Origin of the sequence: Enterococcus sp. AZ170 (assembly GCF_050545135.1) — a bacterium.
Classification (GTDB): Bacteria; Bacillota; Bacilli; order Lactobacillales; family Enterococcaceae; genus Enterococcus_L; species Enterococcus_L ureilyticus.
In genome coordinates this window covers 312914-337415 of record NZ_CP172947.1, presented here as the reverse complement: position 1 = coordinate 337415, position 24502 = coordinate 312914, and the positions used below count along the sequence as shown (strand labels likewise).

Genomic DNA, 24502 nt, shown 5'->3' with positions numbered 1-24502 from the left:
CTACAACCACAAAATTTATTTTATAGTTATCACGGTTTCTCTCCAAGCTCAAATAGAATTTCACCTTTATACTTTCCTAACGCAGTTACGTGACCAGCTGGAACTTCTAATTTAAGTCCATCCTCAGATGAACCCCAATCCTTACTGATATCATAGTCTCCAGCAGTTGATTTTTGAACAACTGATACTGCATCACTACTTAATATAGTTTCTGTTTCTCCATGCTTATATCGAACCGCATTTTTGAGAATTGTTTTCCCGTCGTCATTTAACAGTTCTTTCGTTAATTTCACGTTCAGTGACCAACCTGGTTTGTTTTCTCTAGTATCTGAAACGACCAGAGGAAGTCCAATTACAGTAGGTTTTTCTACACGCATCTTTTTAATAGAAGCAACCTCTAATCCGAAGTCAAATGCCGTTGGAGACGATAGATAGATTAAACGTCCTGTAAACTTATATTCCCAAAAAGCCGTAGAACTATCCACTTTTACTGAATCTGTTGGTACAGAAGATTCATCCAATGTGTAGCGCTGTTTTAGCTTCGTCAGTGTATCTTGCACTGTTTTTTCTTCAGTTAAATCAATCACGTCTCCGAGTTCTCGATCAATTATAATCTCTGGATCAATCGTACCTCCTGTAGCATTGACAAATTTAACTTTAAAATGAACAACTTCTGTTAAACGATAGCTGACCTCTTCTGATTCTTGGTTGAAAGAATCCATTCCTTTTACAAAAATCTCATAGCTAGCCCCTACTGGTAACAAAGATTTATCTATTGGAAAACTAAACTTCCCGGTTGTTTGATCCATTACTATATCCTTATCCGCAACTTCTTGATACGAAGCACCGGCTTCCCCATTTTTCACAATCTTATAGTGTAATTTTGCTGGGAAGAGTTTTGTCTTAATTGTTCCTTTTACGACTTGTGTTTCGCCTAGTGATGAAGCATCCTTATTCTCTAATGTTAACACTGGTTTTTCCGGCATCATAAATACTACGGATTGCTCATCTGATATGATACCGAATCTATCAACTACAACAAAATGAACAACATGATTCTCCCCAAATGGTAATTTTGAAGCAGGAAGTTTGATCTTTTTAGGTCCTTCGGTAACCTCAGTCAAGACCGTAGTCATCGTCCCTACTGGCTGGTCTGTCATTTGTTGCCACTCTGTTTCATCATCGACTTTATACTGAATTGTCAATGGATAAAATAGTCCTGTATGCGCGAAACTAGTAAAGTCAATTTCATAATCTGTTGCTGTTTGATCTAACAGGTTTTCTTTTGAGTCCTTTGATAGCGTAAATTTTGGCTTTGTTTGTTCATTAGCCAGCATCACATCTTCTACATTTGATAGAACCCCATATTTATTTTCTCCACGAATTGAAAATACATAGGTTCCATTTAAATCTGGCATGTCCTTTTCTGGTATCGTAAATTCAAAAGTTTGATTTGGAGAATTGATTACTGTCATTTCTTTATAATTTGAATCAGGATCTGTTGCCTTTTTATACGAAATTGTAGCAGGCTTGTATTTTTCATCCTTGCCTGTATAACGCCCCTTAACTTTGTAACCTCCTGGTAGAATACTTCCCATTGTTTCCTCTAATTCGATTTTTGGATCGTCATCTACATAAACCAATTTTAAGAATTCATGGTTTGATTCCGCAGGCTCAAGACCAGTACCTTCTTCTGCAATATCTTTTGCGTATACTTCTATTTCGTGGTCTTGTGGTTTTAGGTCCCCAGGATCCGTTAAATCAATAGAGAATTCAATCCCTTGTCCTAACATGTCTGCTGTTGTCCTTTGACGATACGGTCCTTTCACAGCACCACCATCTACAGAATAGAATAAATCGATTTCAGTGCTATCATTATCAAACCATTGTCCTTTAAGTGAATAGGTGTTTTGTCCTTTTAATCTAAAATCTTCCGTTTCATCTAACACGATCGATGGTGTGTCATCGATTTTTTGTAGCCCAACGTTAAACGCATAACTAATCGTATCTCCAGCTTCAAAGCTCTCGTTAACAGGAGACTTCATTGAGAAGGCGGGGGCTTTACTAGGTAACTGAGCCCAAACAGGTGGCTCTGGAACATTCGTTCCGGCTTTTCCATTGTCCTTTTCATTTCCTGATCCTGTAATTCCATTAAAAATATATCGCTCATCTAAAAAGCCGTTTCTTTCAGCCTCAGCTTGTTGTTCTTTAGAAATATTGGAGTTAGCAGTCCAAGTTGATGCAAGGTTCGTTGCGCCAATCCAATTGTTTACAGGATTTGGTACATTGAAAAAGTAGTTCAATCGATAGAGATTTCTTAGATGATTCTCATATTGCATATACAATCCACGATTACTTCCAATATAAAAAATAGGATTTGTTTCTCCAGCAGTCGTCGTATAACCAAGCCCAATAGGATAGTGACTATCTAGGGTAATATTCTTTAACGCAGGCTTGTTAGCAGCGGCTGGCGTAACATTTGTCATGTAAGTCTCCACCCTGATTGTTCCTTTATAAGGTTTTAACACATTCGTCGCCTCAAATCGATACCCTTTAAAAAATCCCTCTCCCATTTCCCAGTTGTATTTCAGCATGGTGCTAATTGTTTGATCTGCTTCTGTTTTCCGGTATAACTTAAAGTTGCCCAGGGTTAAGTTGGGATCATTCTTATAGATTGTTTTATGTTCCCCTGTATCCGTTATCCATGATAAAAGAATTGGTGCCGAAGAGATCGGCCCGAAATATTGGTCTCCATTCTCTAAAGCATTTACATCTCCTACTTCTTTCAGTTCCGGTACAGTCCCTATTCCACCCGTATCCAAGTATGTCGAATAATCATGTAAATAGACATTTGGAACTAAAGAGGACACGGTGGGATGATCACCCTGCATACTAGCCCCAACACCATCTAAAAATGGACGCTCTGCTTCATTTTCCTCTGACGTACCAAACTTATACCTTAATTCTAGCTTTTTCTCCCCATCTATAAATATGCCTGCTGGATCATTTTTCGTATATAGCTCCCATCCAGGCTCTTCATTAGGATTTGGGGGTCCAGGATTTAATTCTTTTGTTGTTTTACTTTTTGCGACCATTTCGGTCTTTTGCTCTTCTGTTTTAGCTTTTATTGTTGATTCAAACTTTGCATAAATTAACATAGTTACTGCTAGGAAACCAACAATTAATAGTGTTTTTTTTGTCTTCATTTGTGCACTCCTTTTGTAATCACTCACAATATTTCAAATATTATTCTCTCTATTTCTTAAATAAAAGGACAAATATTATCATAAAATAATGTTTAATAAATAGAATTACTCATATACTATGGTACATTATTTTTATCTTTTATGTTTCCAATTAACGGAATGGCGGAAGAAGACATTGAAAAATGTTAGCGTTCTCATTTAGACAAAACATACCTATCGCTTCGTAATCAGTCTTTTGGTGAGTGAACATAAATAGAGGATAGGGCACATATGAAATTTGCCCTATCCTCTATCTTTATTTCTATTTTTTATTTAGTTATTTTTTTGCGATTTAATGCGTAAGCTCCTAGCGTAAACACCATCATTGCTAAACCAGCAAGTACAGCTAACCTACTGTCATTACTACCGGCCTGAGGCAACTGTTCATTTGCTTTTGTAGCATTCCGTTTTGAAAGAGTCAAAAGAACATGATTATTATTTGGTTGTTTCTTTTCTTCCTTCACTGGTATTGGCTCCCCTTTTGCATGACCGCTTGGTTTGATTTCTTCTGTTACAGGCTTATCCTGACGAACCTCTATCTCTTTTTTAGGGAGAGCAGGTTCTAGAGGCGGTACTTCTGTTACTTCGACAATTTCTGGTTCAATTGGCTTGATTTCTTCTACCTTACTTGATTCGTTCTCAATGATTTCAGTTTGTTCACCTACATGAATTTCGGGTTGGTCTTCTTTTGCTTTATTTAATTCTTCTTCTTGGCTTTCGTTCGCCTTTTCTTCTTCAATAGGTTGAAGCTCGCCTACTTTATTTGACTCGTCCTCGACGATTTCAGTCTGTTCACCTACATGAATTTCGGGTTGTTCTTCTTTTGCTTTATTTAATTCTTCTTGGTTTTCTTTCGCCTTTTCTTCCTCGATTGGTTGAAGCTCGCTTAGTTCACTCGATTCGTCCTCGATGATCTCTGTTTGTTCACCTACATGAATTTCGGGTTGGTCTTCTTGCCCTTTGTTTAATTCTTCTTCTTTTGTTTCCTTCGATTGTTTTGGGTCAAGAGGCGTAATTTCTTCTAACTGACCTGATTCATCTTCGATAATTTCTTCCTGTTCAATTGGCTCTTTTACTCGTTGCTCTTCTTCACCAGTGGCATTACCATCTAAAAAGATATTTTTCACTTTATGAGTTGCTGTTTCATTTGTCGCTTTTTCATAATACAGTTGGTAATTGATCTGGCAATCGTTGGTAAAGTTAGGCTGCTTTTTCCCAGCCTCAGTTATCGTTGCTGTATACATGATTGAAAATGAAGCCAAACGGGCTTTTTCACGATAAAGACGGATCACAAAAGCATTATCTGCTCCAAATTCCACTGTACCGTATCGTTGATTTTCAAATTCTTCCAAGCTTAACGTTGACCGACCTAAGTAATTATCAATAGTAAAGATAAAACTATCTTTATTTAACACTTGACCGCCACCTGATGTATCGGTCAACACAATATCATTGCCTAATTCACTTTTATTCAAATTTGCATTTAAGAACCAACGGATTTGGCCGGATTTACCTAGTAAATCTCCTGTTTTGTAAAAGAATGGATTTTCCCCTTCCACGCCACCACCGGTATGTCCTTTGATTACAATATTTGGTACAGTGATTGTCGTGCCCAGGTTTGCTGGGATCTCTGTTACTGTATTTTCTGGAACATTTTTTACACGTACACCGAACGTAAACTCACCACGAACATGATCGAGCTGATTTACTTTCTCATTAAATGTGGCAATCACTTTCGCTTTATAAACACGGACTGTCCCTAATCCATTTAAATCAATTTCACGTGGTACGCTGTCGGAATCTGCAAGACCTTCCAGCTCTTTTGGTAATGTTAAAGTCAATGTATCTCCAGCTTTTAACTTTGTATCAGATTTTTCACTAAAGGTTACCCGAATAGAGGTAAGTTCACCATCTGACAATTCTGTTTTATCAAAGTGGATCGAATCAACAAATCCTCCACTACTTAATTCTGCCGCCAGTGACTGTTGGCTAAAACCAACTATTCCTAAAAAACCTACAAACAGTAAGACACACCATGACAATTTCTTTAACATCTTTTATACATCGTTCCTTCCTCGCTATCGATATAGACCAATTTTTTTATCACCTTATAAAAAGTTGCTTTTTGATATTAAACAATAAATGAAACAGTGTCAAAACATATACATTTTAGATTAAATTATAATGATTGTTATTTATAGAATTAGATTTTGTAGACAGTTACTCAATTGAACAAGCTCGTAAAGGAGATTTTGTGTCACCTGTTAAATAGCTACTAGTCACCTCCATTCATCGTTTCTTTTATACTACATAAAAACTTCTTTTTTTCGCTATATTTAGATAAACAATCCCTACTGATACACATTTTTCTAAATTTACTTATGTAAAACTCTATACTATTTATTTGATTATAATTTTAAACTACGTTAAACTTTTAGAAAGTTCACTCTAGCATAAATGATTCTATAGTATTCATTTTTAGATAAAGTTTGTATTTCATAAATAATAAGGAGCGATGGTTTATGTGCACAAGTATCACGATGTCTACCAAAGATCAACATGTTTTACTCGCAAGAACAATGGATTTTGCAGTTGTTCTAGAGGGCGAGCCAACTTTTATTCCGCGAAATAAATTTGTATTTGTTAATGATGAAAGCAATGATCATAAAAACGAGTATGCGTTCGTAGGAATGGCACGACAAGTCGATAAAGAACACTTTGTTTTCGCCGATGGCTTAAACGAAAAAGGCCTTTCCTGCGCAGCACTTTACTTTTCAGGTTACGCTGATTATAATAGTCAAGACACTGCTAAAAAGTATACTTTAGCGCCCCATGACGTTGTTCCCTTCTTACTCTCTACGTGTTCTACTATTGAAGAAGTAGTACGGACGATGGAAAATGCCCAAGTGGAAAACACAGCGTTAGATTTCTTAGGAATCGTTTTACCTCTTCACTGGGTCATCACTGATAAAACTGGCGAAAGTATCGTCATTGAATATACGGAACAAACGTTACATATTCATGAAAATACAATTGGTGTTATGACAAATAGCCCAGATTACAAGTGGCATACGACAAATCTAAGAAACTACATTGGGCTACAACCTGAACAAAAAACCGAAGTCCACTTAAAAGACATGGTAATGAAACCTTTTGGACAAGGAGCTGGCGCATTTGGCTTACCAGGTGATTTTACACCGCCATCACGATTTGTCAGAGCGGTCTTTTTGAAAGCTTGCCTACAAGATGTACAAACAGAATTAGACGGCGTTACTTCAATGTTTCATGTGCTTGCGAATGTTGATATTCCAAAAGGAGTTGTCAAAACAACCCAAGCCTATGACTATACGCAATACACTGCAGTCATGGTGAATAACTCGTTAAATTATTACTATAGAACTTACAATAATCAACGCATTCGTTGTATTCAATTAGGAAATGAAGATTTTGATGCCACAACAGGAAAAATTTGGTCTAATGGTGATACAGAAGATATTTTGTATCGAAATGTAAAAAAATAGCTTGATAGAAACAAAAAAAGTAGCCCCCTTCTTTATTAAGAGTGCTACTTTTTCGTGTTGATTATCATTTTCAAGCAACCAATGTATAATAACTTGGGCTACTGATTTTTGATAGTTTGTGCCAATTACTGTTTGCATTTGGATTGCCTCTATTTCGTTTACCTTCTCTAATAGTGCTATAGATTAGAAAAAATTTTTTATAGCTAAAGATTGATGCTTCATTTTATTGATTCCTCTTCCAAAGCTTCTCAACATTATCAGCTGTGACTTCGCCTGATTTAAATTGAGCGATATGGTCATCATACGTATCGATTTTATATCGAAGTAGATCACGCGTCTCTGTCATTTGTTTTAATTTCACATTAATTTCTTGTAGTTGATCTTTTAAGATTTGTTTTTGAGCTTGTTGAACATCCCCTCCAAGTTGAGAAAGTGTTGCAAATTCAATCAAAGATTCGATTGATACTCCTGCTTGACGTAAACTTTTTGCTAAGAAAATCCAATTAAGGTCTCTGTTCGTATAGATTCGATAACCATTTTTATCCCGTTCCACTGGTGGAATAACGCCGACACGTTCATAATAGCGCAGAGTATCTGTCGTTAAACCAAACATTTCAGCTGCTTCTTTACTGTTCATTTTGGTTTTCTCCTTTGATTTATTCTGTCAAACTCGAAAAATCATGATTGATGATTTCTATTAATTTTAAGGTATCGTCCTCAAACTCAAATTTCAAAATACAACAATTCCCTAATTTGTCCTTTTGATCGACTTCACTAGTATGCGCCCAGTTTCGCATAAATTGCCGACACGCTGCACCATGAGAGACTGCTAGGACAGTTTCACCTGCTTCTTTCATAATGGTCATTAAAGCTTCTGATACACGTTCTCTAAATTGAAACTCCTCTTCTCCACCATATCCAGCAAAGAAATCTCCATATGGTAATGGCGGATTCAGCGATTCACTTTCCGACTCAAATCGCCCAAAATGCCATTCTTTTAACCCTTTTACTCTTTTATAAGGCATGTCAGTGACTTGTTCTAACGTATCGCTTGCTCGTTCAGATGTGGAAGCATATGCGTGATCAAACGTGATCTCATGCTCCTTGAAATAGTTTCCAGCTATTTGCGCTTGTTTGATGCCTTTTTCTGTAAGTGGCGAATCACACCAACCTTGGATTTTTTTCTGTTGATTGAATACTGTTTCCCCATGTCTCATCAAATATAATGTTTTGGTCATATGCTTCCTCTCCATTTCTATTTGTTGTATTTATCATAAACCATGGAGTGAACTCTAAGGCAAGAAAAAAAGCCAAACAACTAAAGTTTAGCTTTTTTTCTCGTTTTGAGTAATCGCCCTTCATCATGCCAAGCACCATACATTTTTTTCGCCTTTGAATTTTCAATCAATTTAGTCAAACGTTATTCAAATAAATCCGGCTGATGTTTGTAATTTTGAATCGTATCAATGCAAATACGCCGACACAACTCGGGAAAGGTCAAGAAAATGTCGTAAACTTCCTGATCTTCTTTAAGTTTTTTGCTATGATTTCGTCTATTTTGAACACCGACTCTGTCATATTAGGTAGAACGCTTCTTTCTTAGTCAGTCATCAAGCCTAAGTTTTCATTCCGTCGGGCACATGCTTTGTGCAATTCCTTCCGTCCATTGGCTTTTTTTAGCTCTAGGAGATAACCGTTTTGCTGTTTCTCTCAAGCAAATGCCGTACTTCTTTTCGAGTTGTTATAAGCATTTATATACTTTCTAGAAATAGCTATTCAACTTCTTGAATCATTTTATCAGTGATTTCTGTATTCACTTCTCTAACTGTTCCTGACATATCATAAACTATCGCAATTTCTTTTAAAAATTCTTCATTCTTTTTCAATCCGGATGCATTCGAAACCACTGGTAAATAGTCTATAGTTATGGGTTCAACTGTTTCTTTTACCCTTTTCTCATATCCAGCTAAGCCATTCTCTATTGTTTTTTCCGGAATTTTCATATTTTTTCCTAATTGCAGTATCAAGTCACTTAGATTATCATTAGGCAGCTTTCCACCAGGCTGAGCAATCTTTACATAGACACTCTGTGACTTCAAATATACCTGTTTTTTTTCAACGGAGTAGGCGTAGTAAAAAGTGACTTCCGCTATGATTTGTAACTCCTTTTCTTGGTAAAATGGATAGCTCGTAATGAATCTTAGTTCTTTATTTCTAGCAAAGATGGAGTAAATATTCTCCCCCGGCTTAACAGTTTCTGAAGGAATGATTTGGTTAATAAGCTTTTCGGTTTCTTTGTAGTACGCAGGAATACTTACTTGATACTTTTCCTTTAAAAGATCGACAGCTTCCTTTTCTGTTTTTATTTTTGAAAAATCAGAATCTCCAAAAGATCTTTCTCTTTTATCTACCCAACTCAAAGATTGATCAACTTTAGAAAATCGCTCATAACGTTGTGATTCCGTACAGCCCGTAAGAGCAATAATAAGTCCCAAACTAAATAGTATCACTCCAGATATTTTTCTATTTTTACTCATTCTGGTACCACCACCCTAGTTGGTTCTAGCTTGGGAAAGGCCTCTTGGGAATATGTTAGTTCAACTGTATTTTTATCAACTAATTCATAGAGCACAGCAGTCTCTACACTATCTCCTTGTTTTACAGGCACTGATTGCGTTTCAGTTAACTCTTTTACATCTAAAAAAGCATTATCCTTTGCAAGTTGACCAACTGAAAGAACATTTTCCTTTTGTTTGGCTGTCACCAACTCTTTCCAAATAGAGGGTTCCATAGGATTTTCACTTAGATTTGTAAAGGTATAGCGAATAGCCAATAAATCATTTTTCCCCTCGCCTATTATTTTACGAACTGCTGTAATCTTCATTTTCAATTCTTCATTTTCGATATCGACTATGTCGCCTTCTTCTTTTTCCAATGCTTCTTGTGATTCCTTCGCTTTCTTCTCATCAAAGCCGACTTCTTTAAATGTTTCAACAGCCGCATCTATTTTTTCAACACGTTTTTTATATGAATTATCCTTAGCAGAATAAAAAGTCATTTGAACAAACCCATGGTCCGTCCATATATAATAAAAATGAGCCCAAACTGGTTTTTCTTTAAATTCTGTAAGTATTGTAAATTTACAGACTGGATAATCGCCCACTTTGTATTCTTTCATATATACATTTTCTACTTTTTTGTACTTATACCGTTCTTTTAATTTTTTTCTTGTTTCTTCGCCAAAACCTTTTTGACTTACTTCAGCTACCGGGGTACTGGTAATAAATAAGTAAGAATTGCTTTTTTTATCCTCAGCACTAAACGCTGTTTGAAGTCCATATTCACTATTCACTACCTTATCTTTTTCCCAGCCAGCAGGCAACTGCATTTCATACGAAGCTCCTTGGTCTTCAAAACTCTGCTTTTTTTTATCCAAGGTTCCTGTACATCCCATTAACAGAAACAGAATTGCTGGTAAAAAAATGGCTATTTTTTTCATTTGCTTCATTTACTTTTCTCCTTTTCTTGTACATGATACTTTTTCTGACAATAGTAAGCATATAGACTAAAAAATAACAAGCAAATAGCAAATAATATCGCCCCAAGTTTCATTCCTTTTGGATAATACGTCAACTGAATCGTATGTTCTCCTTTTGGTACCTTAATTGCAATTAACGCATCCTGAACTGCCTCAATTTTTACTGTTCTACCATCAATTTTTGCTTGCCAACCTTGGTCATATGGAATCGTAGTAAAAATGACCTGTTCTTTTTTTGTAGAAATAGCTGTTTGAACATGGTTCCCTTTTACCTTAAAAGAAACCTCTTTCTTCTTAATTTTTTCAATTGCTTGATCTAAACTCTTCGTTTTTAAAATTAAGACTGACGGTCTAATCATTGCAACTACTGATTTACCAGTAAAGGTTGCTGTTACTTTTACTTTCGCTGCTTTTTCATAATATCCAATATTATAATACGCACCTGTTTGAGCCAAGCTACTACTAACTTCATGACCGGGTACACTAACTTTTACATTCCCCATATCATTAGCTAATTCTCCAACATCTAATTTTAGATAGGCTTGAGTGGCTTCTGGTACACTGACTTCCCAAGTTATACTTTGCGCTTCATCCGTATTACTTTCTTCTGAAAAGTATGTCGCTTCCCCGACTTCACGAATATGCATATTATTTCTAGATACTTCATTTAAACCTGTATATTGAAATATTGGCTCTTTAATTTCTGAAAGATATTGAATCAAAGATGTTTGATTGTTATTATTCTTTTCTTCATAAATTCCTTTATCCGTTAACATTCCTAGAGGTAACGCTGCCTTATTTTCATAAAGTGAGTATTCACCCTGCGTAGCAATTTTTTTAAAGCCATATTTCTTAGGATCCTTCTTAGCTAAATTATATTTAACACCCAAAAGATCATCCATTAAAATAGTATTGTTTTGGTACATAATCGTCAGATTTGTTCCTGGTGAACGATAGCCTAACTGACTTAGATACTGTGATGAATGCCTATTACGAATAGATGAAAACATCGTAATACCTGAATAGTCATAATTAAAACTATCAGTCCTACTAATCGCATCCATATTCTCTAATCGATAAAACGAATCGTTAGCATTTTTGGATTTATTCACCAATGCTTCAATATCCTTGTATGACTTTGTGTACTGCTCTCTATATTTATAGCCCCATTCTTGATCAATACCTCGTATCATTTGATTTGTATTGAAAAATGCTTCGCCACATACAACAGCAAGTAAGAGTACCGAACAAACCTTAGCAAACTTATTATGTTTATTTTTTGCTATAAATAAGAAAAGATAAATTAATAAAAGGACAAACGTTAAAATTATAGATTCTTGAGTAATATACCAGTACCTTTTCTTATTTGAGATAATCATAGCCAATACAAAAATACCAATAAGAGCAAGCGCAATATTTCCCAGTATATTTAGGTCTTTTTTTTCAAATTTTTCTAAACCTCTCCCAGCTAAAACAAGGAGTAGTGCAGAATAAAGAAAGCTAAAGCGGAATAAAAACATATTGGGTGAATGTAGACCTTGCCAAAACAGGTTTAGAGGCTGAATATAGACACTTGCAATCAAAAATAGCACTAAGCTACCATATAATAGTTTATTTTTTAACGAAATCTTCTTACTAACAAAATAAAAAATAAAGAACAATAATGGAAATAAACCAACATAAATAAATGGTGCACTGCCATATTTGGACGTATCGTAGACTCCTGGCATGCTCTTGACAATGAAATCCCACATACCAAGATCCCGTGTAAATAACGTGTTAATAGTATCTGTCTTCTCACCATTCATTTTTAAATCGATTATCGAAGGCAGGATAATTAACATAGATGCGCCACCAGCGAGCAAAGAAGTAGTAAAATAGGGGATAATCGAGCATTTATATCGTTTCCAGTCTGTCAACACACTAACTAGAAAATATAAGAAGCTAAAAAAACCTACCATAAAGGCCATATAGTAATTTGTTACAAATAATAGGAAGTAAACGATAAATAAGAGAACTGGTCGCTTCTTCTCCATCACTCTTTGAATCCCTAATAAGACTAAGGGTAAATAGATCAAAGCGTCCATCCACATCAACATAACAGAATAGGCAATAGTGAATCCCATCAAGGCATAACATAGACTTAATGCAACTTTCGTCCATTGCGGCAACCGATACGTATTATGAGCATATACCCAAAACGTCACACCCATTGTCCCAATTTTTGTTAATAAAATCATATACATTGCGTCGGGCATATGTATATTATCAAAGAAAAAGACTAAAAAGCTAAACAGACTGTTTACGTAATAACTCATTAACGATACAAAATTTAATCCTAAAGAACCTGTCCATGTATAAAAAAAGGATTGTTTACCATGTAGGACATTATTGAACCCTGAATAAAAATTAATCAGTTGTCCAAAGCCATCGCTAGCCAGAACTGTTCGATCACTCGTCGGATAGATTCCTAATTTGTAATAGCCCACTGCCATAATGATCATAGGCATGAAAAAACTAAAGGCGATTGCCCAACCATTTCTTTTTATAAATAATTTCCACTGCTGCATTTTCTACATTCACATCCTGATCTATTTTAGTCGACTGACCCCAATCGATTGAATGGGTAATACCTAAATTGAACAACCCCTTCTATTTGCGGCAAATGAATCAACCCTAAATGTCGGCTATCTGTTGAATTTGCTTGATTATCTCCTAACACAAAGAATTGATCTTTTGGAATTACAGATAATCCTTCAAGCTTAGCTGCAGTTTCCCAAGTTATACGAACTTTTAATGTGCCGTCGGGTAAATCGGCTCCTGAAAGATTCAAATTATTCTGCGGAGTTGGATTTTCGTCTTGCATTTGATTATTCAAATAAAGCGTATTACGATCTAACCAAATACGATCTCCTGGCATTCCCATTACTCTTTTTACAAAAGACTCTTCTTTTTTTTCTCTAGGTTCAAATGTAATCAATGAAAAACGATTAGGTTTTTTCCCTTTAGCTATAAATAAACGGTCATTTGTTTGTAGCGTTGGCAGCATTGAATTTCCACTGACCATATGTGTTTTAATTCTAAACAAAAAAAAGAGCCCAATTATTATAAATAAGACAAATAGTATTTCTTTAAAAAAAGAACGTACTTTTTTTCTTCTTTTCTTGGTATTTATTTGGTTATTTGGTAGGTACTTAATTAAATATTTTTGCATATATGCTCTCATTTTTGACATCATTTACATCCTTTTGGTCACTTAAGATTAATATTGCTTGATTTGATGTATGGGAAATACCCTCATCTCTACAATACCGACAATTTCTTTTTTATCAATGTACCCGTATTGTCGACTATCCGTTGCATAGGGGCGATTATCACCTAAAACTATGTATTTGTTATCAGGAATTATCCCTGTCTTAAGAAACCAATCTGCTGTATATAAGCTCTTGCTCTCTTTTGCTCGTTTGATTTCTGCTTCTAAGTATCGCTCATAAATCTCCTGATCATTGATATACAATTTATCCTCCGTATATCTAATCTTTTCTCCTGGTAAACCAATTACTCGTCGAACTGATACCTCTTTACTCTGTGGATCTTTATAAAGAATCATTTTACTTCGCTTAATTTCAGCAAGTTTATTCACAAAAACCCACTCACCATTATTCAAGGTTGGTATCATCGAATACCCTTCAACTTTAACCATAGAAAAGGTAAAAAAAGACGCAATATACAAAACAATCCCTAATAAAACGAAACTAACACTAATCTCGACTACGGTTCGTTTTATGCCATTGCGCCAAGATTTTTTTTGTGGCGTTCTCTTTTTCTCAGTCATTCGTTTAGGCTTTTTTTGAGTCGGCTGCTCTCTTCTACCACGTTTTTTTTGTTTTTTTGTCAAACGTTTCTTTTTGCTATCTATTTTTTTATGAGGTGAAGAATGATCGGCCGACTTTTTTTCTTTAGCCTTATTTTTTAATTTTTTAGGAGCGGAGTGCCTCTTATTTACTTGTTGTACACTCACTTAAAAAACTCCTTTTTTACAGGTTATTTTTTTTGCTTCAATGCAGCTTCATTTACACTAAATTGTTTGAAAACTTTCTTTTGTGTTTGCTTAATACGTTTTAGATCCTCAATATAAGTTGCAACTTTCTCAGGTTCGCTTAATTGCTCTACACTGAGTGAATAGATATTCACTCCTAGATCCCTTAACTGCACATAGTATCTTTTCATCAGACGTTGGCCTTCTTGGGATAGACTTCCACTTGGAGAGGTAGTCCCATAGGTAGTTAACAATGAAGATAGTTCTCTCAGTTTTTCCCTTGTTTTACCGACATCTGCTCCATTTTGAATCCCCGTTAGGCTCTTCTCTATTTCCTCGTTAATAAAATGACTTTGAACAATAATGTTACTATCTTTTGATGATAGATTTGTCATTTGATAATAGCGCGCATAGATGCCTCCACTACAAAATAGAACCGCCATAATCAATAAACTAATACCACGTTTCAAATAAGAACCTTTTTTCTTCTTTATTTTACGACGTGTACGTACCCAACGTTTTTTTTTGCCCTTATTTTTAGGTTTCTTTTTCCCTAACGTTGTATATTCATTCATTAATTTAAAAACTAAAATGATAAAAAATACACCTATAATGAGACAAAGAAGGGATATCGATATCCCCCCTACAAATAGCCAATCTAACACGGTCATATTCTGTCTACTCCTTAAGTGTTATTTTTACTGCTTTTTTCTCTTCTTTTTCTTTTTTAAAGCTTTCTTCTTGTTAGAGATTCTTCTGACTACTAAATAAATAACAAGCAATACAATTAGGATTCCTCCAACAATTATTGCAATCAGTTTCCAATTAATTCCTCGTTCTTGAATAAGAGAGATATCTTGAGCATTGTATTTATCTGCTTCTTCTTGTGTGATTTTAAACTCTTCGTCCCATTCCCAGCTCTGATCACCAGACTTAACTAATATATGTCCTCTATAATTCCCTGGTATAAGCCTTTCACCGTTCAAATTCACAGGAAAGTTCATATACGTATTCGGAGCCATGCGGAAATTTTCTTTTTTTGTATCATATAAAATTTCATCTGAACCCTGCTTATAAATTTGGGCATCTACGGTCATACCTTCTACATATGCAGCCTCAATATTTGAAAAATTGATTATAAAAGCATTCCGGTAGTTCGTCAATCCAGCCGTAATTTTATTAAATGACAGCTCAGGTTTCAGAGTAACATCGGATTCACTTAACAACATTCCAATAACAAATGCATATTTATTTACTACACCTTCTGCTTTTTCATCTGCCTTTTTTTCTTCTTCTGTCTCAGCTTTTTGCAAATAAATCCCACCAGAAATATATCCTTCGTATGTCTCCGCTGGCATTTCGATTTCTAATGGTACTTTCACCGTTTCATCGGAAGCAATCGTCACTTTTTCTGGTACTTTAACAATATCCTTAATATTATGTTTTAATGATGGATCATTTTCTAGCTTTGACGGTCCATATTCAACGACGCCATTACTATTGGTTTTTGCAGGATTTACTGAAACATCAACAGTAAGCTCTTTACCAGAGAAATTATATATTTCAACTTCTACTGTTTGTTTTTGTCCTGGACTCATTCGCAAGTCAAAATAGCCTGCACGCCCAACCTGATTTTCTGGTTTAATTATCTTATAAGTGTACCCGATACCTGATGTCTCATTAGCTGATACTGTTTGTGGAAAAATAAGTAAACAACAGGTTATGTATAATAATAGAAAAAAAATGCCTCGTTTAAAATAATAATTCATCATGTTCTCCTTCTATTTCTAACTTTAAAGAATAAGTTACCAACCCACTAAATGTGGGTTGGTAAACCTCTATTTGTTATTCTAAGACTACTATAGAATAGTTTTGACTTATTTAGCGTTTTCCATATACCAAGTAACTACGCCTGAATATTTACCTTGGAATAACGTTTGGTCTTTTGGAATTGTTAACTTAACTGATTCTTCTGATGATTGTTCACCTTCAGCAGTTAATTTACCAAAGTGAATATATGCTTCACCTTGTCCTTTTAATGTAGGGGCGCCTGCTTCTCCTTTGTTATCAACAAAAGTTGCTTGAGTTCCTTCACCTACTACAATACCAGTTTTCGCTACAAGTGAATCTTCTGATAAAGCAATACCAGCGTCAACATTTGTTTTAATTCCAATGTTATTGTAAGTTATTGTTGCACCTTTAAGTTCTCTTTTTTCATTCTCAAACATTGTGTTCAATGGTGTTGTAATTTGTGCTTTTACTGTATAAGTATGGTCAGCAACGTCAGTACGGCCATCTTTAACAAGAACATTATTAGCCATAACACCTTTTGGTTCTGTATAGTTTTTAGCCCAGTACTCGCGCACACCACCGTCTGCAACAGCTTTACGTGCACCAAAGTCTAATGGTGTTACATCGCGGATACCAAAACGTGCAGCAACAGGTTCTCTAGTAATTTCACCTGAAATAATCTCAGTGTCAGAGTTACCATCAGAATCAGTTAGAGTCTCTCTAGATGTATCAGTATCTTTATCAGTATCATGAGAGAATTCGATGTTCATTTCGCCATCAAATTGTTTGTTGTCGCCATTTTCATCTGCTGCCTTTGTAATTCCTGGTGTTGCCATTGCTACTCCTACAGCTGCTAGTAATACTGCGCCGCATAATTTGTGTGTTAATTTCATTTGTGTTTCCTCCTAGTATTTTGTAATTTATTTATGGTAGCTCGGATATAATCCAAGTTAACACCGTTGAATAGGTTCCAGCCTTTATTTCTTCAGCCTCTGGAATAGCTAACTTTACAGCAGTATTACTGTAAATATTTTTATTTTGATCCATCACTGGTTTCCCTTGCTTATCTAATTTAGGAGTCAATGTGGCTTGTTGACCACTTGAATTTTCAGCGGAAGCACCGAAGACGATGCTCCAAGTTCCCCCACCCGCTCCAAAATTAGCTTTAGCCAAGTCGTAAGTCTCTCCAATGTTATTTAAATGAATGACTTCCTTTGAAACATTTGGCGCCTTTGAGCCATCAGCTTTAGAATTAGTCCAAGAATGGTCGAAAGATAAAACGGCTCCTTTTAGCCTATTATTTTCAGCACTTTTAAATTGATCTTCTTGACGTACTTGCAAGGTCCAGCCAGTTGGGTTCGGCCGATAATCAGATACTTGAATAAACTGGCCTCTAGCACTTGTGCCATCTTCAAACTGTTGCGCATTTACTGGAAAAACAACCTTCTTATTCTCGACTTTACTTTTACCAAAATTTAGTTGTGGTACAAAATCAATCCTTAAAAGGCCTTGCGTGCCATTGGATACTCCTGTATCAACGGTTACATCAGGATTTTCTGGATCTTTAATTCCGTCCCTTACATCCTCACGCCCAGAAAATTTTAGATCAACATCGCCATCAAACTTTTCATTATTTTCAGCCAAGACATTTAAAGGCGTAAGCGTACCAATCAAAAAAGAAAACAAGAATCCGGCTAAAATTATCTTTTTACTCTGCATTATTTTACCCGCCTCCTTTTTGATCTGCCTTTTTTTTGTGTTTCCACAAATAATTAGCAAAAATAATCAACAGTAAAGCAATGCCACTAATAGATAAGCTAGTTTTGATTAAATCACCTGTTGAAGGTAATCGACCTACTGGCTTTTTCACCTTGGGTGGATCTATCGTAGATGAGGTCGTTGTATCTGTTGTTTGCACCGTTTCATCTTTTTCAATAACGATTTCTCCATTGGTTTGGACATCTTCACCATGAGCTACAAACGGCATTCCTACAATTAAGAGCCCCATGATAATCAAAGAAAATAAAACTTTATTGTAAAATTTTGTTTTCAACTCTTTCATCCTCCTTTATTATCATGGTGTTTCACCAAGCTCAAACAGAATTTCGCCTTTATATTTTCCTAAGGCAGTGATACTACCTGCTGGAACTTCTAATTTAAGACCATCTTGAGATGAAGCCCAATCCTTACTGATATCGTATTTTCCAGAAGTTGGCTTTTGAACAACTGGTACTGCATCGCTACTTAAAATAGTTTCTGTTTCGTCATTTTTATAACGAACAGCATTTTTGAGGATTGTTTTACCATCTTCATTTAATAGCTCTTTCGTTAATTTCAAGTTTAGTGACCAACCAGGCTTGCTTTCTCTAGTATCTGAAACAACTAGAGGAAGTCCGATTACAGTAGGTTCTTCTACACGCATCTTTTTAATAGAAGCAAACTCCAGTCCAAAATCAAATGCTGTTGGAGACGATAGGTAGACTAAACGTCCTGTAAACTTATATTCCCAAGAAGCGGTAGAACTATCTACAGCTACCTCGCCCTTTGGTAACGAAGACTCATCAAATGTGTATTCTTCTTTAAGCTTCATCAATGTATCTTGCACTGCTTGTTCTAACGATAAATCGATCTTGTCATTTAGTTCTCGGTCAATTGTAATATCTGGATGAATCGTAGCTCCTACAGCATTAACAAACTTGACTTTAAAATGAACGACTTCGGTTAGACGATAACTTACTTCTTCTGTTTCTTGGTTATATTTATCCATTCCTTTTACGAAAATTTCGTAACTGGCACCAACTGGAAACAACCCTTTATCTAATGTAAAGCTAAATTTTCCACTCGTTTGATCAATGACCACATCGTTTTCTGAAAGTTCCTTGTAAACTGCACCAGCTTCTCCATTTTTTACGATCTTATATTGAAGTTTTGCTGGGAAGTATTCTGTTGTGATCGTTCCTTTTACTGTTTGAGTCTCACCTAGTGAAGGACCATTCTTGTTATCTAAGACTAACGCTGGTTTTCCTGGCTTAATAAACTCGACATTTTGAACATCCGCTTCCACACCAAAATTATCAACAATTGTAACCGTTAAAGTGTGTGCAGTTTCAAAAGGAAGTTTTTCTGCTGGGATTTCAAAAGTCGCATTAGCGGTTTCAATCATCGGTTTACTTGGATCAGTTGCACCGATCACTTTATCTAATTTAGTCCAGTTCGCCTCACCATCCACTTTATATTGAATAAATAGTGGGTAAGAGTCTCCTGTGTGTTTTAATTTCGCCAACTCTAATGTATAAGATGGTTTTGTATTATCCAAAATCTGAATAATATCGCTTGCTAACTCAAATGTCGGTTTTGCATGATTGACTGCCAAACGGATATCTTCAACGTTTGAAATCATATCGTATTTATTGATTGCCCGAATTGAAAAGCGATAATCGGCATTTGCAACTAATGGTATTTCAGAAGCTGGAATCGTATAAGAAAATCTACTGTCCGCTGAATTAGCATCAATCGTTGTCGCAAGCTTGTAGCTACTATCTGGTGCATCTGTTTTCTTAATGTAGATATCAGTAGGATTATAATGAAGTTCGCGATCAGGCTCTGCAGCAATCTTATTGATGACGCTTCCTGATACAGTAAAGTCCTGACCTACACCGCCATTTTTTTTATCTAATGTTAACTTTGGTTCTCCTGCTACATAGACAATTTTAGCAGTTTGAGTCGTTGATTTTTTTGGCGATTCCTCGCTGTTTTGGGCATACATAGTAATCGTATGCTCTTCTTTAGATAGGTTAGGAATCTCTAATTCAAACGGCATTTCATTTCCTAATTGAGCACTGGATGTGTAGCCAGCCGGCTCATATATTTGTTCCGGTCCACCATCGACTGAGTAGTAAAGCGTTGTATTCAAATTAGAGCCATCATACCAAACACCAGATACTTTAGCGGTCGGTTTTTGATCGGTTATATTGTATTCATCTTCATCCAAATAGAGAGTTGGAGCCTCAGAAACAATACTCATCCCGTATTGAAAACTATACCCTTCAATGTCTCCAGGTTTAAATGTTTTTGGCTGATTTTTAAAGAATACTGCTGGATAAATACTAATAGAATTTGCAGTAGTCTGTCGATATAGGTACGCCCCTGGTCCTCCTGCTTCTCCCTCACCTCCAGGTATTGCTTCAAAGCCAGTCCCATACCTATCAGAAAAGGCATACGGGTTCACCTTGGTGGCGCCATAAAAAGTCGTAGTATTCCCGCCAGTCCAATTATCTGGTCCATTCGGTAAACCCAGATAATAATTGATTCTCGTTGTACCCATAGCTAGAGTGGGCCACTCAGTATATGATCCAATCTGATCTCCTATCAATCTCAAAGGAGCATTGTTCTTAGTGCCTATTGCAGGAAGAAACTGTCCATTAAGTGTAAAATCATTTAAAACTTTTGTGTTAGGTGTGTCACTTGGTAAGAATCCATCAATTCTGTTAGGAGCCGTTTCTAGTTTACGATCATAATTCGGATTTTGAGTTCTCAAATATGGTAAATTTTGGATAAAGTAATCAACTTTGACCGAGCCATTTCTTTGTCCTGTCATGATCATTGTCGTCGCTAACTGAATATCATTTTCCACATCATAAGGATTAGGATTGTTCGTGCTGGAACCATTACTTTTAGGTACGTTTTTAGTTATTGTATAATAACGATACATATAAGCAGGCATACCATTTTTCATTATTTTTTTATAATAACGTCCATCTACACCAACAGGTGGACTATTCCAAGAAGTTGTAATCTCGTCTACATACATACCGGCAGTTGTCAGCGTCTGTTTACCATTACCCGTATCATAACTCCAGTTTAGGAGTCGACTTCTTGGATATGAATCTGAATTCGCTATAGCAGGTACGTAGGTCGATCCGGTTTTTAAATAGATATTTGGTGTCACTGGAAACACCTTATCTCCACGTAGGTTGACATCTTTCCCGACAACAGCTTGAGAAGGGATGTTAGCAACCACTGAATTTGGATCATAACCACCTATACCAAAATTAAATGTTTTTCCACCATCCAATGGTATGGATGCATGTTCAATGATCTGAATTCGTTCCCAGCCTTCCTGTTCTGGATTCGCAAGGAATTCTTCTGATTGATGATCTCTTGTTGTACTTCTCAGAGTTGTTGTTTTCGATACTTGCTCTGATTCATTTGCATCAATGTTTTCGGCTTTTATCTTACTACCACTCCAATAAACAATCCCAGATACCAATAACAGGGAAAATATTGAACCCGCTATTCCAACATTTCTTTTTTTCATTGTTTCTCCTCCTTTCTTTCCATAATTCATCTTTTTCTATTTCATAAAAAATGAATTACATTTTTTATTTCAACTTTATAAATTAATAAAGAAGAAAACAATATAATACTATCCCCATATTTATTTACATCATTTTTTAAAACCAACAAGCGTAATTATATATTATTTCTTTTTATGTTTCTTTCATCTTTTTCAGCACTTAGGGAAATAAGCGAAAGATAGTTCTTGCATTCACTATCAGAAAACGCGATTATTCCACCTTTCACTGCTTAAATTAGGCTCATTTCAAATCATAGTAAATCGGCTCTTAACTCAAATTCCCGAAAAATACATTTCATATTAATAGATAATAAAAGAAATTAATTTAATTAAAATGATGTTTTTTATAAATAAATAGTTAAAACTATAAATATAATGATATCTTATTCCACTAACCTGTTCTTTCAACATCATCACAAGAAGTGGAATTATTTGAAATTCATTCTTTTTGATTGTAAAAATTCTTCTATGTATGAACTGACCCTAATAAAGTGTCCGTTCAGGTATTTTCTCGGTTATAGTATGAAACAAATAAAAATACTTATTATTTTATTTCTATTGTGCTGCAAGAGCTATTCGTTAAATATTCAACATATAGCCTCTTGAGCGAACAGTCTTAATAAATTTAGGCTTTTTAATGTTTGTTTCAACTTTTCTTCTTAAGTGATAAACAACATTAGCCACACGGTAGCGTTTGTTTTCTAATGAGTCATCATTCCAGATTTGTTGATAAATCGTTTCGTAGTCGACCGCTGTATTTGGGGTCTTTAATAGTAGCTCCGCGATTTTATATTCAAGCTTAGTCAAGACAACTTCGTTTCCGCCGTCTATCACAACACTGATATTACTAGAGTTCAGTTGGAACATGCTTTTGTTTTCTGAAATCTCTTCAATTGATTGATTCGGTCGATTTTCCTGTCCGATTCTGCATAAGGCATTGTCGATAATCAAACCGATCTCTTTTATTTCTCTGTTCGCTTCAAATACTTGATCGGCACCTAATTGTAAATAAACTAATTTCCCTACCGAACTTTCTGTTACAGTAGAAACCCATATATAACACTGCGATTGTTTTCTAATCTTCAATATTAGGTCACAAATAGTACTTAAATCTGACGTTTCTTCCTCTCGAATAATGACTGCGTGTAATTCATCGACTGGCTTACTATCTTCTGTTAGTTCGATTATGTTATATTTTTGGCTTAAAAATTCATGGTTAATCACATTATCTGTTGATTCGTTTAGATAAAGTATCCCTATGTTATGCATTTAAAATATTCGCTCCTTTTCAATTTAGTTAACTATTCTCTATTTTTTTTATTTTTTATTTATCTATTTGTTATGATAAATCATTTCGTTTTATATTGTTTTCAATACAGGCAGAGGGTTAAGAAATAATTGAAATTTATTTAATTTTCTAATCATCTCTACAAGCTTCCTTAAAGACTTTATGCTATTATATCTATGTATTTAAGCAATGCTACATACAAGTAAGGAGTGTTTAGAATGGAATCTCTTTTTATGAAAAAAAATGAAACACTTCGCTTCGAATTATTAAAAGAACTTCTCTATGCCCCGAATGGTGTGTCCACTAAGGATATGATGAAAAAGTTTACTATTTCTAGCAAGACCTTTTATCGTTATAAACAAAAGCTCAATGACGATCTAAACCATGTGTTTCCATATCAACAAGTAAAAATAAGAAAAATAAAACTTCTTTATATGATTAATTTAGCTGATTCTTTAACGTTTAGCTATGTGATTGATTCCATGAGACTCTACTATATCAAGCATTCGCAACGGTTCTCGATTCTGGCTGCTCTGTTAAAAAGACACTATGTTTCCGTTGAGTCTTTAGCTCAAGATTTATCTTTAAGCCCGTCTCACGTTTATTCAAATTTAAAACAACTAAAAAACCTTTTATCTCCATTTCATTTGAAGATTTCTTTTGCACCCACACTTTATCAAACCAACATAATTGGGGAAGAGAAAAATATTCGTGTCTTAGGTTTTATTTTGTTTTGGATTATATTTAAAGGATTGGAATGGCCCTTTGAAAAAACACCGAGTGCTTATCAGACAATGCCCATAGTCGTTGATGATGAACGACTATCTTTTTCACAAAAAAATAGAATCCGATATTTTCAAAACGCAACATTTTGGCGTATGCTCTATAGAAAAGAGAGCCTGACCCTTTCTGGTGAATTTATGGACTATCTTCGCTTTTTTGAGCAAGAATCGCCTACTCTTTTATTTTCTGAGTTAGATCATGTCGATTTAGATTCCATCGATGTGAAAAGCGAAGCTTATTTCTTTGGTTTTTTATTGAGATTCCTTGTCGCTAATATTGATTCTGACGAAGAAAAAAAGAGAATTGCGCAACATTTTATCAACTCTGAACTACCCATTGCTTTGTTAACTACAAAAATTTTAAATAAGCTATTATTGGCTTATAATGTAAAGCTCACAAGCGATAATTATCTTAAAAATTATTATTTATTGATCATAAACTTATTATATATTCGCTATATCGGCATAGATTTTAGACGATTTTTGGTAAATGACTCTGTTGAATCTAAAGCAAAATGGTTTGCTCCAAATGAAGATTCTTATCGATCATTCGTAAAAGAAGCGATGGTTAGCGAACCTTTATTGAAAAAATATATGAAGCCTGGTTTTATCTCTTTAATGGCAAAATTTTTTCATTCCATTTTGAAAAGTGCTGAAAAAGAGGCTAAGCTATTGATTTTTATTCAACATTCGCCTAATAACTTTATTTATGATTTTATCAAGAATAACTTGTTGATTATTTTTGGCGATTCGACATTAGGTTTTACTTTTGATGCTGATAAGGCGGATATCATTATTTCTGATTCTTATGAATTGGAGCAAACAAATGTACGTAGCTTTCATTTTGAACATTCTCATGATCCCGAAACTTGGAAGGCTTTGATTCTATTTGTCAGCGGCAAAATTTATGCTCTTCATAATCCTCAATTGAAGCAATCGTAG

18 protein-coding genes are annotated in these 24502 nt (G+C 35.2%); 2 read left to right on the top strand and 16 right to left on the bottom strand.

Annotation, left to right across the window (positions count from 1 at the left end; genetic code table 11):
- Positions 1-29: 29 nt before the first annotated feature.
- Both IGJ55_RS01555 and IGJ55_RS01550 read right to left on the bottom strand, forming a co-directional pair.
- Complete coding sequence (locus IGJ55_RS01555; RefSeq protein ID WP_430607184.1) at positions 30-3206, bottom strand: hypothetical protein; 3177 nt, start codon at positions 3204-3206, stop codon at positions 30-32.
- A gap of 308 nt (positions 3207-3514) precedes the next feature.
- Positions 3515-5299 carry a collagen binding domain-containing protein gene (locus IGJ55_RS01550; RefSeq protein ID WP_430607183.1) on the bottom strand — a complete coding sequence of 595 codons (1785 nt, stop codon included), beginning with the start codon at positions 5297-5299 and terminating at the stop codon, positions 3515-3517.
- A 468-nt stretch (positions 5300-5767) separates the two neighbouring features.
- Here IGJ55_RS01550 and IGJ55_RS01545 point away from each other — a divergent pair, with 468 nt between their 5' ends.
- Positions 5768-6766 (top strand): linear amide C-N hydrolase, encoded by a 999-nt coding sequence (locus tag IGJ55_RS01545; protein ID WP_430607182.1) that lies wholly within the window; start codon positions 5768-5770, stop codon positions 6764-6766.
- 223 nt (positions 6767-6989) lie between these two features.
- Here the strand turns inward: IGJ55_RS01545 and IGJ55_RS01540 are convergent, their stop codons facing one another.
- The 14 genes from IGJ55_RS01540 to IGJ55_RS01475 form a co-directional block, all read right to left on the bottom strand.
- Complete coding sequence (locus tag IGJ55_RS01540; RefSeq protein ID WP_430607181.1) at positions 6990-7403, bottom strand: MerR family transcriptional regulator; 414 nt, start codon at positions 7401-7403, stop codon at positions 6990-6992.
- Positions 7404-7422: 19 nt separating this feature from the next.
- The gene (locus IGJ55_RS01535) at positions 7423-8004 is read right to left on the bottom strand and encodes a histidine phosphatase family protein (RefSeq protein ID WP_429951119.1); all 582 of its coding nucleotides are present in this window, start codon (positions 8002-8004) and stop codon (positions 7423-7425) included.
- A 534-nt stretch (positions 8005-8538) separates the two neighbouring features.
- Entirely contained in the window at positions 8539-9303 is a 765-nt protein-coding gene (locus IGJ55_RS01530) for a hypothetical protein (protein ID WP_430607180.1), read from the bottom strand.
- Positions 9300-10274 carry a DUF5067 domain-containing protein gene (locus tag IGJ55_RS01525; RefSeq protein ID WP_430607179.1) on the bottom strand — a complete coding sequence of 325 codons (975 nt, stop codon included), beginning with the start codon at positions 10272-10274 and terminating at the stop codon, positions 9300-9302. Before IGJ55_RS01525 ends, IGJ55_RS01530 begins: the two co-directional genes overlap by 4 nt.
- Complete coding sequence (locus tag IGJ55_RS01520) at positions 10271-12874, bottom strand: YfhO family protein (protein WP_430607178.1); 2604 nt, start codon at positions 12872-12874, stop codon at positions 10271-10273. The genes IGJ55_RS01525 and IGJ55_RS01520 overlap by 4 nt, the downstream gene beginning before the upstream one ends.
- 26 nt (positions 12875-12900) lie before the next feature.
- Positions 12901-13518, bottom strand: a complete 618-nt coding sequence (lepB, locus tag IGJ55_RS01515) for a signal peptidase I (protein ID WP_430607177.1) — start codon at positions 13516-13518, stop codon at positions 12901-12903.
- 48 nt (positions 13519-13566) lie between these two features.
- A complete protein-coding gene (lepB, locus tag IGJ55_RS01510) occupies positions 13567-14325 on the bottom strand; it encodes a signal peptidase I (protein ID WP_430607176.1) in 759 nt (252 codons plus the stop codon).
- Between the two features lie 23 nt (positions 14326-14348).
- A complete protein-coding gene (locus tag IGJ55_RS01505) occupies positions 14349-15014 on the bottom strand; it encodes a YccF domain-containing protein (protein ID WP_430607175.1) in 666 nt (221 codons plus the stop codon).
- Between the two features lie 27 nt (positions 15015-15041).
- On the bottom strand, positions 15042-16112 hold the full coding sequence (locus tag IGJ55_RS01500) for a DUF916 and DUF3324 domain-containing protein (RefSeq protein ID WP_430608105.1): 1071 nt from the start codon (positions 16110-16112) through the stop codon (positions 15042-15044).
- A gap of 108 nt (positions 16113-16220) precedes the next feature.
- A complete protein-coding gene (locus IGJ55_RS01495; RefSeq protein WP_430607174.1) occupies positions 16221-17027 on the bottom strand; it encodes a WxL domain-containing protein in 807 nt (268 codons plus the stop codon).
- A 31-nt stretch (positions 17028-17058) separates the two neighbouring features.
- Positions 17059-17853 (bottom strand): WxL domain-containing protein, encoded by a 795-nt coding sequence (locus tag IGJ55_RS01490; protein ID WP_430607173.1) that lies wholly within the window; start codon positions 17851-17853, stop codon positions 17059-17061.
- A gap of 4 nt (positions 17854-17857) precedes the next feature.
- On the bottom strand, positions 17858-18187 hold the full coding sequence (locus IGJ55_RS01485) for an LPXTG cell wall anchor domain-containing protein (protein ID WP_430607172.1): 330 nt from the start codon (positions 18185-18187) through the stop codon (positions 17858-17860).
- A 21-nt stretch (positions 18188-18208) separates the two neighbouring features.
- A complete protein-coding gene (locus IGJ55_RS01480) occupies positions 18209-21451 on the bottom strand; it encodes a hypothetical protein (RefSeq protein ID WP_430607171.1) in 3243 nt (1080 codons plus the stop codon).
- A gap of 618 nt (positions 21452-22069) precedes the next feature.
- The gene (locus IGJ55_RS01475) at positions 22070-22759 is read right to left on the bottom strand and encodes a DNA-binding response regulator (RefSeq protein WP_069641091.1); all 690 of its coding nucleotides are present in this window, start codon (positions 22757-22759) and stop codon (positions 22070-22072) included.
- Between the two features lie 237 nt (positions 22760-22996).
- Here IGJ55_RS01475 and IGJ55_RS01470 point away from each other — a divergent pair, with 237 nt between their 5' ends.
- On the top strand, positions 22997-24502 hold the full coding sequence (locus tag IGJ55_RS01470; protein WP_430607170.1) for a helix-turn-helix domain-containing protein: 1506 nt from the start codon (positions 22997-22999) through the stop codon (positions 24500-24502).

Coding starts and splice junctions, on each gene's coding strand:
- IGJ55_RS01530 (WP_430607180.1), bottom strand. CDS start 9,303: ATGAGTAAAAATAGAAAAATATCTGGAGTGATACTATTTAGTTTGGGA.
- IGJ55_RS01525 (WP_430607179.1), bottom strand. CDS start 10,274: ATGAAGCAAATGAAAAAAATAGCCATTTTTTTACCAGCAATTCTGTTT.
- IGJ55_RS01490 (WP_430607173.1), bottom strand. CDS start 17,853: ATGCAGAGTAAAAAGATAATTTTAGCCGGATTCTTGTTTTCTTTTTTG.
- IGJ55_RS01520 (WP_430607178.1), bottom strand. CDS start 12,874: ATGCAGCAGTGGAAATTATTTATAAAAAGAAATGGTTGGGCAATCGCC.
- IGJ55_RS01470 (WP_430607170.1), top strand. CDS start 22,997: ATGGAATCTCTTTTTATGAAAAAAAATGAAACACTTCGCTTCGAATTA.
- IGJ55_RS01495 (WP_430607174.1), bottom strand. CDS start 17,027: ATGAAATTAACACACAAATTATGCGGCGCAGTATTACTAGCAGCTGTA.
- IGJ55_RS01540 (WP_430607181.1), bottom strand. CDS start 7,403: ATGAACAGTAAAGAAGCAGCTGAAATGTTTGGTTTAACGACAGATACT.
- IGJ55_RS01475 (WP_069641091.1), bottom strand. CDS start 22,759: ATGCATAACATAGGGATACTTTATCTAAACGAATCAACAGATAATGTG.
- IGJ55_RS01505 (WP_430607175.1), bottom strand. CDS start 15,014: ATGACCGTGTTAGATTGGCTATTTGTAGGGGGGATATCGATATCCCTT.
- IGJ55_RS01500 (WP_430608105.1), bottom strand. CDS start 16,112: ATGAATTATTATTTTAAACGAGGCATTTTTTTTCTATTATTATACATA.
- IGJ55_RS01480 (WP_430607171.1), bottom strand. CDS start 21,451: ATGAAAAAAAGAAATGTTGGAATAGCGGGTTCAATATTTTCCCTGTTA.
- IGJ55_RS01550 (WP_430607183.1), bottom strand. CDS start 5,299: ATGTTAAAGAAATTGTCATGGTGTGTCTTACTGTTTGTAGGTTTTTTA.
- IGJ55_RS01545 (WP_430607182.1), top strand. CDS start 5,768: ATGTGCACAAGTATCACGATGTCTACCAAAGATCAACATGTTTTACTC.
- lepB (WP_430607177.1), bottom strand. CDS start 13,518: ATGCAAAAATATTTAATTAAGTACCTACCAAATAACCAAATAAATACC.
- IGJ55_RS01535 (WP_429951119.1), bottom strand. CDS start 8,004: ATGACCAAAACATTATATTTGATGAGACATGGGGAAACAGTATTCAAT.
- IGJ55_RS01555 (WP_430607184.1), bottom strand. CDS start 3,206: ATGAAGACAAAAAAAACACTATTAATTGTTGGTTTCCTAGCAGTAACT.